Genomic DNA, 12,885 nt, shown 5'->3' on the forward strand with positions numbered 1-12,885 from the left:
TTTAGAAGTTATTATCCTTATTAATAAGCTTTAAAAAGCTTTCAACCATTTGTTCATTAGTAAGTAATTTTTTTCCAAAGTTTGGAAGGTACTCTTGGCTAAGATTTTGATCTATTTTTGCTGCCAATTCATCAATATCTTGAGGTGTGACTAAATTGTTTTGTAGGTTAGCAATAGTTAACTGATGAGAAATAGCTTCACTGACATTATAAGCTACCACAGGAACATCCAGATAAAGAGCCTCAGATATCACTAGTCCATAACCTTCACTAGCAGAACTTAAAATCAATAATTTACTTTGTTGAATGTATGGGTAAGGGTTTTCTGCCCAGCCAATAAACTCAACACGGTTCTCAATATTTAGCTGTTTACATAGTTCTTGCAAAGTTTGTTTAAGAGCGCCATCCCCTACAATTAAAAGACTTTTAGCCTTTTTAGATTTAGCAAATGCTTTAATTGTATGTTCTGCTTGTTTTTCGTAAGTTAAACGACCTACAAAAATACAATCCCAAATTTTTTGATATTTTAATAATTTTTTTTGATCAATACTTGTAGCATCAATCCCATTATAAATTGTTAAAATTTTTGCATCTGGTAATAAGTTTTTATAGTTTTTTTCTAAATCTTGATTGACTGTAATAATGTTTTTTCCATTAAAAAGTTTAATAAAGTATTTTTTTTCTAAGTAGTATCGACGATATTCTTTATACCATCTGAATGGATTGTTGGTTTTAGCTTTAGAAGATTTAAAAATTTCCCCATGCATCCATAACCATATATTTCCCTTTATATAATTTGAAATGCAAAATGCAAATGCGTGTGACAAAATAATTAAATTTGGCTGTGTTTCAAAAATAATCTGATTAATGATTTCAATATCAGACTTTAATAAATTTCGCTTTCTTAATAATTTTCCAGAGTATGCTGTTTTGTCAAAATGTCTTTGCAGGAAATTAATATTCTCTGGTATAGGCATTTTAATATCATGAGGATTCAATGGCATAATAGTTACATCATGCTCAAGGTTTTTTAAATTGATTGCAACATCAAGAAGAATTTTTTCTGCACCACCGCCTTGTAGGTGATCAACAATAAAAAGAATTTTTGCTTTATCTTGCATTGGAAACCTAATATTCTAACCTTATTTATATAAATTCTTTGATTGTTCTAATTTCCTAAACCTTTTATAACCCCACAAATACTGCTCTGGAGCAATGTTAATCATTCGCTCCATTTCCTTGTTTAAGGTATCTACAGAAAGCTGTAAGTCTTTAGAGAGAATATCTGTTGATAACTCAGTTACATGAATATCAAAGCCGTTTAGATCATCATGACGTAAACAGCTTAAGCCAATCACAGAGCATTGGGTTTTTGCAGCTAACTTAGACAGTAGGGTAGAAGATAGAGCATTCTGTCCATAAAAAGGTGAGTAAATACCACCACTTTCTTTGGGTACATGGTCAGGAAGAATGGCAGCGAATCCCCCTTGTTTTAGATGCTTGAATAAAGCCCGTACTCCCGTTTCATCAGTTGGGACAAGGGTAGCATTTAAACGCTGCCGTGCTTCGAGCATAAACCGATCCACATCAGGATTTTTGCTCGGTTTATACATGATGACTGGACTAGTGTGTTGATTCACCCAGGCATTAAGTAGCTCCCAAGTGCCAAAATGAGGAACGACTGCCAAAGTTCCATTCGGATTTTTTAGTGCATCAGTGAAAATCTCTGGATGATGAATATTCCGGATTTGTTTTAATGCGAACTCAGGTTCAGAGCCCCAAATTTTGACTGACTCGGCATAGGTCATACATTGGTTTTGGACACTTCGTTTTGCTAGTTGTGTACGTTCCGATGCTGACAGTTCAGGATAGGCAATTCCTAAGTTAATTTCTGTAGTACGGCGAATCGATGAATTTGTAATATAGAGAAGTGATCCAACACTTTTCGCCAAATTTTGAATGAATCTTAATGGGAGTTTGGAGAAGTTCTTGAGTAATGCGTACATGGTGGGTAGCTTGCCTGATTAAGATTCTTGATCAGGATTGCCTTTAAGCACCATATAAATTAAACCTACAAAAATGACGAGTGCACCTAAAATACTGCTCAGGCAGAAGTACACAATACGGTCATTGGTGTCCAGATTAAACAGGTTGTTTGCAAGGATATAGCGCATGAACAGCCATTGTACGACTGAAAACACGATCAGCATGATGCCACGGTTACGAACAGCAGGACGCATCGCCATTGCCAAATCACCTAAAAATAGAAACTGAAGCTATTATGCCACTGTCGTGCAGGCTTCTCAATGCAATAAAAAAGCCCTGCTAGAACAGGGCTTTTTTACTTAAATCATCAAGAAATTATTCTTGAGATTCAGCTTTTGGTTTTTCACGTAGGCGAATACCCAAATCACGTAGTTGAGTTGATTCAACTGGTGCAGGTGCTTGAGTCAATGGACATTCAGCAGTTTTGGTTTTCGGGAATGCAATCACGTCACGGATTGAAGATGCACCAGTCATCAACATGACTAGACGGTCAAGACCGAATGCCAAACCACCGTGAGGAGGCGCACCGAATTTCAATGCATTTAACAGGAAGCTGAATTTCTCTTCTGCTTCTTCTTCAGAAATACCCAGCGCTTCAAAGATCGCTTTTTGCATTTCCAAAGTATAAATACGCAGTGAACCACCACCGATTTCAGTACCGTTCAATACCATGTCATAAGCAACAGACAATGCCTCACCTGGATTATTCTTCACATCTTCAACGCTTGATTTAGGAAGCGTGAACGGATGGTGAACAGAAGTCCATTTGCCATCATCAGTTTCTTCGAACATTGGGAAGTCAACCACCCAAAGCGGAGCCCATTCGCAAGTTGCAAGGTTCATGTCATGACCAATTTTCACACGAAGTGCGCCCATTGCATCATTCACAACTTTAGCTTTGTCTGCACCGAAGAAGACGATATCGCCATTTTCAGCACCAACACGTTTCAATAGATCCAGCACGATAGGCTCGATGAATTTAACGATAGGTGATTGAAGACCTTCGATACCTTTTTCAAGTTCGTTGACTTTGATGTAAGCCAGACCTTTCGCACCATAGATACCAACGAATTTAGTATATTCATCGATTGCACTACGTGGCAGTGAGCCCGCACCTGGTACACGAAGCGCAACAATACGCCCTTTAGGATCTTTCGCAGGACCTGCGAATACTTTGAACTCGACGTCTTGCATCAAGTCTGCAACATCGACAAGTTTCAAAGGAATACGTAAGTCTGGTTTGTCAGAAGCATAGTCACGCATTGCTTCTGAATAAGGCATGCGTTGGAATTTGTCGAATTTGATGCCAAGAAGTTCGTCGAACATCTTAACAGTCATGCCTTCCATCAAATCCATAATATCGTCATCGCTCATGAACGATGTTTCGATGTCGATTTGAGTGAATTCAGGCTGACGATCTGCACGTAAGTCTTCGTCACGGAAACATTTAGCGATCTGATAGTAACGGTCTACACCACCTACCATTAACAACTGTTTGAACAGCTGTGGTGATTGTGGAAGAGCATAGAAGCTACCATTAGATACACGGCTTGGAACTAAGTAGTCACGCGCACCTTCAGGAGTCGCACGAGTCAAGATCGGAGTTTCAACGTCCAGGAAACCGTGATCGTCTAAATAGTTACGGATCAGGTTGGTCACTTTAGAACGGAAACGTAAACGATCGATCATTTCAGGACGACGGATGTCCAAGAAACGATATTTCAAACGGATTTCTTCAGAAATGCTTGTGTTTTCGTCATTTAATGGGAATGGAGGAGTTTCGGATTGAGCAAGAACTTCGATTTCTTTACCCAATACTTCGATTTGACCACTCACCATGTTGGCATTTTCAGTACCCGCATAACGGCGACGTACACGGCCTGTAATTTTTAATACGTATTCAGAACGTGCTTTGTCTGCTGTTGCAAACGCTTCAGGTGTATCTGGGTCGATAACCACTTGAACAAGACCGTCACGGTCACGCATGTCAAGGAAGATGACACCACCGTGGTCACGGCGACGGTGTACCCAACCGCATAATGTTACGGTCTGGTCAATTTGAGCTTCGGTTAAAGAACCGCAGTAATGAGTTCGCATCATAGCGTTAAAAATCCAACTATATGGGTTAAGGAAGCGTATACGTAAACAGCGTACCGCCTTTAGCAAAGGTAGGATTATGCCTCTTTGGGCATGTTGTCACAAGAACTTGAGGCAAAAACAGTATCATTTTAAAGTGAATAAGCAGGAAGTAGGAGATTTTCCTAGCCCATACGCCGATCACGATCCAGAAATAAAAATAGCAGACAGCCCAGACTAAAAGTGATTAAAAAGCCTTGGCTAAATTCATTGATAGAGCGGCCGGTAAAATAATACAGATTAGAACGCCAAGCATCATCCGGAATATAGCGTATATAGTCCCATGTCGAAAATAAACCTGTGAGCGTAGATAGACCGAATAGACCCCAGCAAAAGATGAGGATCTTGTGACTGACGCTTAGATATTGCCGATGAGTTTTATAGTAATGCAGACTCATCCACAGAATAAAAGGTAGCGCAAGAGCAGAAGTGCCGATCTGTAAAATCCGGTGTAGGGGATAAGTTCGTCCTAAAATTTGATACTGCTGGCTGAGAATGTCATAAAAGGCAAAGGTTCGAAAATCCGCATGGGTGAGACCATCCCAAATAATATGGGTGGCTGTCCCAATCACCACTGCAATACACATAGCGCAAATAAATCTGAACGCTGAAAATAGATTATGAATGTTTAAATCATGCTGTATGCCAATGAAACGATAAATCACTGGCCGGTAAATCAGGTACCAGACCGCACAAAAAATAAGACCAATCCATAAATCGGGGTGAATCAGCGAAGACCATAAATGGGTGATATTAGAATTTTTATGGGTGAAAAGCCGGTATAGGTCTGGAACCATACTGCCAATTGCTAGCGCAGCAACAGGAAGCCGGTTGCCGGTCAAATATGAAATAGGCGGTGCGAGTACAGCATGTGATAAAGTAAAGGGCATAAAAAATAGTGTTTTACTACAGTGAAAAATATTCAAACGACATTCTAATAAAATATCTCATTGATTATCGTAAAGGATTGCAAAAGCAATGAAATGTTATATTATAACACTATTCGAAATTGCTGAATTTGAGCTTGGGTCATGTCCTTTTCTAAGAATCTAATAACACTCTCAATTTTTGCTGTAGTTACACCTACGGTATTTGCAGAACAATCATCTTCTTCTATTCCTGTACAAACTATGGATACCATTCAGGTACAAGCTCATCCATTAGTACAGACTGCGGCAGATTTTGCAGTTGCTGATCTGATGGTGGACCAGAAAGCTTTGTCTGAACGTGCAACGACTATTGGTGATGCGCTGGCTGATGAACTTGGGGTGTATTCAAATCAGTATGGAACCGGAGCGAGCCGACCGGTAATTCGAGGACAAGATGGTCCACGTGTCAAAGTTTTGCAGCATGCTTCCGAAACGGCTGATGTATCTACTCTATCTCCTGACCATGCGGTGACGGTTGATCCGATTCTGGCCAAACAGGTCGAAGTGATTCGTGGCCCATCAACTTTGCTTTATAGCGCGGGAACCGTCGGTGGTCTGGTCAATGTCACTGACCAGAAAATCCACACTCAAATGCCGGAAGATGGTCTGGAAGGAACAGTCGGCCTGCGTTACAACTCGGGTAGTGATGAAAAACTGGCAAGTGCAGGCGTGACTGCTGCAGTCGGTGAAAATTTTGCCCTGCGTGTCGAAGGTACTAAACATAAGGCCAATGACTATATTGCTCCGGATTATGTTCATGAGCATGGTGATGAATTAGAAAAAGAACGTCGTGTAGGTAATACCTTTGCTGAAGGCCAGACCGTGAATATTGGTGGATCATGGATTCATGATCGTGGTTTTGTGGGGCTATCTTATAGTAACCGTCAGGATGAATATGGTTTGCCGGGGCATAGTCATGAATATCATGGCTGTGTATTGCATGGTGATCATTTCCATGGCTGTCCAGAGCCGGGGGCTACCGCAGAGCATGAAGAAGAGCATGGCGGACCATGGGTAGATCTGAAATCTGAACGTTATGAAGTACGTACTGAACTGGAACAGCCTTTTGCCGGTTTTGACAAGTTACGTGCCCATGCCAGTTTTACTGATTATGAGCATGATGAGCTGGAAGAAAATGAAGTCATTAGTAATTTCAAAAGCAAAGGCTACGATGGTCGTTTAGAACTAGTCCATATTCCGGTTGCTGGTTGGGAAGGAGTAATTGGCACCCAATATAGCCAGCAGAAAATCAATCTGGCTGCTACAGAACATGATCATCATGAAGATGGTGACGAGGATGATGAAGAACATCATGTCCATGGTTCAAGTGTGGTCATGCCAGATACCAAAACTGAAAAATACAGTCTGTTTGCCCTAGAGCATAAACAACTCGGTGATGTGCATGTCGAACTGGGTGCACGTATCGATCATCAAAAAGTACAAGTTGAATCTGAACAGAAAAATTATTCAGGCACAGGCGTCTCTGCTTCTGCCGCGGCGAATTGGGAATTTGCCCCGAACTATAAGTTATCCATTGTAGGTTCACATCAGCAACGTTTACCACTGGCTCAAGAGCTATATGCCAATGGCCTGCATTTTGCCACCAATACCTATGAAGTTGGTAATCCTGATCTGGATAAAGAAAGCTCGAATAACCTGGAGCTGGGTTTCGAATATGAAGGTGATAAGCTGGATTATCATGCGCATATTTACCATAACTGGTTTGATGACTATATCTACGGCGCGACTACGGCGAGAAATGGAAATTTGCGTGGGGTAGAATATACCCAAGACAAAGCCCGTTTCTATGGGGCTGAAGCAGAAGCTACTTATGCATTAAATGACACATACAAGCTTGGTGTATTCGGTGATTACGTGCGCGGCAAAATTGAGGGTGAAAATGCACCCCGTATTCCAGCAGGCCGCTTAGGAACCAAGGTTGAAGCAGACTTTGCCGATGGCTGGTCAGGAATGGCAGAGTATTATCATGTCTTTAATCAGGACAAAACGGCCAGTTATGAAGATGAAACCCAAGGCTATAACATGGTCAATGTCGGTCTAAGCTATGCCAATAGCATTGCTGATAAAAATGCCTATCGGGTTTATTTTAAAGCCAATAATCTGCTCGATGATCAGGTCTATTCGCATAGCTCATTCCTGTCGAATATTCCGCAAGTCGGACGTAATTTCACAGTCGGCGTACAATATGATTTCTAGGATTCAGATGAAATAACTGACTGAATCCAAGTACTGTCACTGAAATAGACTTGAAAAATCATCAGATTAAACCTAGCCTGAGCATATTGGGTTAGGTTTTTTCTTATGCGTATCTTTCAACGAATTCACAATAAACTGAACTGGTCAAACCGCCGTTATGCGGCCTTGATCATTGGTGTGCTGATGGCCAGTTATCTGGCTTCAGCAATTTATCATACTTATAAACCGTTACCTGAAGGGCTGAATTACACGGGTAAGCTGCGCCACGCACAGGTGAAATTTCTGGTCGATCAGACTTATCTGGATGCACAGGGCAAGCAACAACTGGATCATCAGATTTTTAATGAAATGCTGAAGATGGTTGAGGAAGCAAAATCCCTGATCGTGCTGGATATGTTCCTGTTTAATCAGCAAACCGGTGCCTCTAAACAGGAACATCAGGCACTCAGCAAACAGCTCACAGAGGCCTTACTTAACAAGCGATTAATGCAGCCTGAAGTGGAAATCAAATTTATTACCGATCCGATTAATTCTGTCTACGGTGGAATTACAGCACAGCATTATCGTGAACTGCGTCAGGCAGGGGTGGATGTAATCGAAACCAATCTGACACCGCTGCGTGCTTCTAATCCAAGCTGGTCAGGTTTCTGGTATCTGTGCTGTCAGGGGATTGGCAATAATCCGGAAAAAGGCTGGTTGCCGAATCCGTTTGGTCCAGAAAAAGTGACCTTACGCAGTTATTTCGATTTGTTTAATTTCAAAGCCAATCATCGTAAAACACTGGTCGTCGATACAGATCAGGGCTGGAAAGCACTGGTCACTTCAATGAACCCCCATGATGGCAGTTCACGGCATTCCAATATCGGTCTACTGGTTTGGGGCAGAACAGCGATTGATATTCTTGCGACAGAACAGGCGGTCGGGATCATGTCTCAAGCCAATATGCCGGCTGTGATTGCAGGTGAGTTTGAAGCAGAAAAAAAACAGCCTCAAGTTCAGGTGCTAACTGAAAAAGCCATTTATGAGGGAGTTCTAAAGCTGCTTGAAACGGCGAAAGCAGATGAGCAGATTGATCTGGCCATGTTCTATCTGTCAGAACGTAAGATTGTGAAAGGGTTGATTGCAGCGCATGAGCGCGGAGTGAAACTTCGGGTTTTACTTGATCCAAATAAAGATGCATTTGGTCGTGAAAAAAATGGCATTCCTAACCGGCAGGTGGCTTCAGAACTGCATAAAGCTGGTATTCCGGTACGCTGGTGTAATACTCAAGGCGAGCAATGTCACAACAAAATTCTGATGAAATCCGGTGCCCAGCAAGCTGAAATGATTTTAGGTTCCGCCAATTTCACGGCACGTAATCTGAAAAATTATAATCTGGAAACCAATCTGCGTGTGGTGGGTCAGCCTCAGGCAGAAGTCTTTAGCGATGCGCAGCAGTATTTCAATACGGCCTGGTCTAATTTGAATGGCCGTTCCATGAGCGTGGACTATGCTCAATATGCTGAAGAGTCATTCTGGAAATACTGGCTCTATCGTTTTATGGAATGGAGTGGCTGGTCGACGTTTTGATTTTAAATCCCTCCTAACCTCCCTTTAAAAAAGGGAGGAAAGTCCCTCTTTATCAAAGGGGGATTTAGGGAGATTTCTAGTATTAGCTTTTCGGTTCCGGATTCGGCGGAACCAGTTGATCCAGTTCTTTATCTGTCAACTCATCCAGTTCAGAAATATCAGTCTTGATTTTCCATTGTGCTTCATCATCCACCGGATTTGGTAAACGTGCTTCTAGCCAGTCACATACCACATCTGGTGGAAAGTCGGCATGATTGCACTGGATGACCCAAGATAAGAAATCTTTGGCTACACCATTCATATAAGGCGGTGGAGAAACTGGCAGAAACTGAGTCGGCAGGCGCTCATTTTTAGAAATATAGTTCAGGACATGACCCAATTCCTGCACAGTTTGCCATGCTAAAGGATGATCAACATTAATCTGAAATTTAAACCACCAGGCCTGTTTCCCATCCGAGCCATAGCTATCAATCAGTCCTTTTTGAACACTGGGTACCTTGCAAAAATATTCATATAAACGATCGAAATTTAAATCAGACACAGTATGCAACTCAAAGCATTAAAAAAGTGATATTAGCATACGCACTTCAGCGCTCATCACGCAAGCCTGTTAAAGTCATGGAATCAATTACAAAACTTTGCAGCAGCAGGGAATTTATCCATATTTTCTGCATGGGTTTTGGTTAAAATATGGTCAGAAATCTTTGGAGGACGCACTTATGAAAAAATTAGCTTCAGGTGCATTGCTGGCTTCATTTCTGTTCGGTATTGCGGTGCCCGCTTGGGCGGATAATGCCTGGGTAGGCTATACAGGTGTTGATCGTTCTAAACCTCAACATCGTCCTCCATCGCGTCCTCATTATGCACCACAGCCGCCTCATTCGCAGCGGCCTTATTATCCGCAACGTCCGTCCCATGGCGGATATTATCCTCCTGCGCAGAGTCAAAGCGGGTTCAATATCCAGTATCAGGCACCGACCACGATTTACCAGAATTCCAATAGCTATAGTTGGGTCAATGGTGATCCGAATGTAGCCCACATTGAAAGTTCGAGATATACAGTGATTACTGACTGGCAGCGTTTGGGATTACCGGCACCACCACGCGGAAGTTACTGGATTTATGAAAATGGACGTTATGTGTTGATGAATAACCGTTAAAAGAAATTCCCTCTCTTGTTAGGAGAGGTGATTAATTACCCTCTTGCGAAGCAGTGCTTCTCACCTTTTGCAAAGGGGGACTTTTCTATGACTATGCCAACTCATCATCTTCAGGACGTGGAGTTTTACCTTCTGGTAATGGCTTTTCGCTATGCTTGTCACGAATGACAGATGGATAGGTCCAGGATGCATAACGGACCACCAGAATGGCAAAAGCCAAAATCAGAATCGAACCGGTAATAATAACCTGATCCATGCTGGCTTTGTGCGTATGCTGAATATCAGAAATCAGTAAACGGGTCAGGGCAGTAATCGCAATATAAATCAAGAACCGAACCGGCATATGATTGGTCTTGAAATAAATGCCGACCATGGCACCAAGTTCCAGATAGATAAACAGCAAAAGAATATCGTCAATGGTGGCAAACTGTTTGACGGTTAAAATGTCAAATACGGTATGACCTGCGGACCAGATCACCATACAGCCAATAATAAACAGCGCAAGATAATGGAAACTTTCAACGGCAAGGTTGCCAAAACGGTCGAGGAGAGTTTCTATTCTTTTTACTTTAGACTCAGATTTACTCATGTTCTCCTCCAGATTTTTCATGTGAAATAACATATGAACAGGAAAGAACTAGCAAAGATCATGCACAAAAAGAGAAAAATAAAATAAAAGTGAAATTATTCGAACTTTTGCACTTTTTTTGCACTAACTTGTTATATTGTATGAGAACTACATTGAATAAATAGGAGAAAAAAATGTTGGACAAAATTCAAACAAAAATTAGTCAATTAGAAGCAGGAAAAAAATTAATCCTGGGCACGGGGATCAAAGCTGAAGAGATGCAGAAGGTACTTGAACTGTGTGAATCTCTAGAGTCGCAAGGGGGAATTAAAATAGTAAATAAGCATTTCAATCCTAAAATAACGACGCAACCAGATACGATCTTGATTGAAAAAGTATAATGTATAAAAAGCCCTGCAGATGCAGGGCTTTTTATATGGATTTACGTCAAGATTAAGCTTGAGTCGTGAAGTAATCTTCAGAGAAATTCATTACTACTTCGCAACCAGCTTTCACTTTAGTGATACGCAGTGCTAGTTCAGGCAAGATGCGTTGCGTGAAATAACGCGCCAGTGCCAGTTTGTTTTGGTAGAACTCACCATCTTTGTCTTTTGCAGCATTAGCAATACGTGCAAACATATAAGAGAAGCTCAATAGGCCTACTGCGTGTAGATAATCAACCGCTGCAGCATTCGGGAATTCTGCATTTTCGCCAGCAGCTTCAAGTACGAACTGAGTCAATGATTCGACTTCAGTAGCTGCATCTAAAGTTGCATCTTTAATGAAGTTCAGGTCTGCATCTAACTGGTTTGCAAAGTCACGGATTTCTTCGATGTATTCACCGATGTACGCACCGCCACATTTAATGGTTTTACGGCCGATTAAATCTTGCGACTGAACGCCGTTGGTTCCTTCGTAAATCTGTGAGATACGCAGGTCACGGATACACTGTTCCATACCCCATTCACGGATATAACCATGTCCACCAAAGACCATTTGTGCATCTAGGGTTGCTTGGAATGCAGTATCCGTCAGGTAAGCTTTTGCAATTGGTGTCAACAGTGCCACACGGTCATTGGCTTTTTTCACGGCTTCAGGATCAGTCGAGAACTTGGTGATGTCCAGTTGTTGACCTACATAGACTGCAAATGCACGAGATGCTTCGTTGTTTGCACGAACATTCAGCAACATACGACGTACATCACCATGTACCAAAATGCTGTCTGCCGGTTTAGCCGGTGATTGAGCACCAAGTGCACTACGACCCTGTAAACGATCTGTCGCATACTGTGCAGCATTTTGATAAGCAAATTCTGAAGCGCCTAGGCCTTGGATGCCCATAGACAGACGTTCGTAGTTCATCATCACGAACATGGCTGCCAGACCTTCGTTTTCTTTACCCACCAGGTAACCTTTGGCACCGTCAAAGTTCATAACGCATGTTGCAGATGCCTTGATTCCCATTTTGTGTTCGATTGAACCTGGGCCAACCGGGTTACGTTCGCCAATTGAACCATCTTCATTGACCAGGAACTTCGGTACGATGAACAGGGAAATACCGCGAGAGCCGGCAGGCGCATCAGGCGTTTTTGCCAGCACCAGGTGAATGATGTTTTCAGCGAGATCGTGGTCACCACCGGTGATAAAGATTTTGGTACCGGTAATGCTATACGTACCATCTTCATTACGTTCAGCTTTGGTTTTGATAATACCCAGATCAGTACCGGCATGTGGTTCAGTTAAGCACATGGTGCCTGACCATTCGCCAGAATAGATTTTAGGAAGATAGGTTTCTTTTTGTTCTTGAGATGCATAACTGTTTAAAGCCATACCTGCACCCACAGAAAGAAGCGGGTAGAGCATGAAAGATGGATTGGTTGCAAACAGCATTTCATCAGAAAGTACGGTTAGCATTTTCGGCATTTCCTGGCCGCCCCATTCTGCATCGGCACCCAGACCGATCCAGCCGCCTTCAGCATATTGTTTAAATGCTTCTTTAAAACCTGCTGGTGTGGTGACATTGCCATTTTCATATTTTGCGCCTTCTTCATCGCCGGTACGGTTCAGAGGAAGCATAACGTTTTGCGCAAACTTCGCCATTTCTTCAAGAATGGCTTCTGCTGTGGCAGTATCCAAGTGGGCAAGATTTTCATTCGCCTGCCAGAACTGTTCTGCATTGAAAACATCATTCAGGATGAATTTCATGTCAGCAAGTGGCGCGTTATAAATTGGCATAGTATGTCACCTGTTTTATTGTTTAA

12 protein-coding genes are annotated in these 12,885 nt (G+C 42.0%); 4 read left to right on the plus strand and 8 right to left on the minus strand.

Annotated features, from left to right (window positions below):
* Position 1: 1 nt before the first annotated feature.
* The 5 genes from AC4MBN_RS02355 to AC4MBN_RS02375 form a co-directional block, all read right to left on the minus strand.
* Complete coding sequence (locus AC4MBN_RS02355) at positions 2–1,120, minus strand: glycosyltransferase (RefSeq protein WP_491880586.1); 1,119 nt, start codon at positions 1,118–1,120, stop codon at positions 2–4.
* A 21-nt stretch (positions 1,121–1,141) separates the two neighbouring features.
* A complete protein-coding gene (locus tag AC4MBN_RS02360; protein ID WP_491880587.1) occupies positions 1,142–2,005 on the minus strand; it encodes a lysophospholipid acyltransferase family protein in 864 nt (287 codons plus the stop codon).
* A gap of 18 nt (positions 2,006–2,023) precedes the next feature.
* Positions 2,024–2,245: a hypothetical protein gene (locus tag AC4MBN_RS02365; RefSeq protein ID WP_005232078.1), complete on the minus strand. Its 222-nt coding sequence runs from the start codon at positions 2,243–2,245 to the stop codon at positions 2,024–2,026.
* A gap of 115 nt (positions 2,246–2,360) precedes the next feature.
* The gene (gene aspS, locus AC4MBN_RS02370) at positions 2,361–4,145 is read right to left on the minus strand and encodes an aspartate--tRNA ligase (protein WP_034704264.1); all 1,785 of its coding nucleotides are present in this window, start codon (positions 4,143–4,145) and stop codon (positions 2,361–2,363) included.
* Between the two features lie 161 nt (positions 4,146–4,306).
* Positions 4,307–5,071, minus strand: coding sequence for a DUF4184 family protein (locus AC4MBN_RS02375; protein WP_491880588.1), 765 nt, complete (start codon positions 5,069–5,071; stop codon positions 4,307–4,309).
* A 141-nt stretch (positions 5,072–5,212) separates the two neighbouring features.
* Between AC4MBN_RS02375 and znuD the strand changes: the two genes are divergently transcribed.
* The gene (gene znuD / locus AC4MBN_RS02380; protein WP_491880589.1) at positions 5,213–7,327 is read left to right on the plus strand and encodes a zinc piracy TonB-dependent receptor ZnuD; all 2,115 of its coding nucleotides are present in this window, start codon (positions 5,213–5,215) and stop codon (positions 7,325–7,327) included.
* Between the two features lie 105 nt (positions 7,328–7,432).
* Entirely contained in the window at positions 7,433–8,896 is a 1,464-nt protein-coding gene (locus tag AC4MBN_RS02385) for a phospholipase D family protein (protein WP_491880590.1), read from the plus strand.
* Between the two features lie 82 nt (positions 8,897–8,978).
* On the opposite strand, the gene AC4MBN_RS02390 is transcribed toward AC4MBN_RS02385, so the two are convergent.
* Positions 8,979–9,437, minus strand: a complete 459-nt coding sequence (locus AC4MBN_RS02390; protein WP_484457957.1) for a hypothetical protein — start codon at positions 9,435–9,437, stop codon at positions 8,979–8,981.
* 178 nt (positions 9,438–9,615) lie between these two features.
* Between AC4MBN_RS02390 and AC4MBN_RS02395 the strand changes: the two genes are divergently transcribed.
* A complete protein-coding gene (locus tag AC4MBN_RS02395; protein WP_004782152.1) occupies positions 9,616–10,056 on the plus strand; it encodes an RcnB family protein in 441 nt (146 codons plus the stop codon).
* 91 nt (positions 10,057–10,147) lie between these two features.
* Here the strand turns inward: AC4MBN_RS02395 and AC4MBN_RS02400 are convergent, their stop codons facing one another.
* Positions 10,148–10,645 carry a phosphate-starvation-inducible protein PsiE gene (locus tag AC4MBN_RS02400; protein ID WP_005232065.1) on the minus strand — a complete coding sequence of 166 codons (498 nt, stop codon included), beginning with the start codon at positions 10,643–10,645 and terminating at the stop codon, positions 10,148–10,150.
* A 173-nt stretch (positions 10,646–10,818) separates the two neighbouring features.
* Between AC4MBN_RS02400 and AC4MBN_RS02405 the strand changes: the two genes are divergently transcribed.
* On the plus strand, positions 10,819–11,025 hold the full coding sequence (locus tag AC4MBN_RS02405; RefSeq protein WP_125279369.1) for a hypothetical protein: 207 nt from the start codon (positions 10,819–10,821) through the stop codon (positions 11,023–11,025).
* 52 nt (positions 11,026–11,077) lie between these two features.
* On the opposite strand, the gene AC4MBN_RS02410 is transcribed toward AC4MBN_RS02405, so the two are convergent.
* Positions 11,078–12,859, minus strand: coding sequence for an acyl-CoA dehydrogenase C-terminal domain-containing protein (locus AC4MBN_RS02410; RefSeq protein WP_005232064.1), 1,782 nt, complete (start codon positions 12,857–12,859; stop codon positions 11,078–11,080).
* Positions 12,860–12,885 lie beyond the last annotated feature (26 nt).

The organism is Acinetobacter sp. CAU_H_60 (assembly GCF_058599385.1).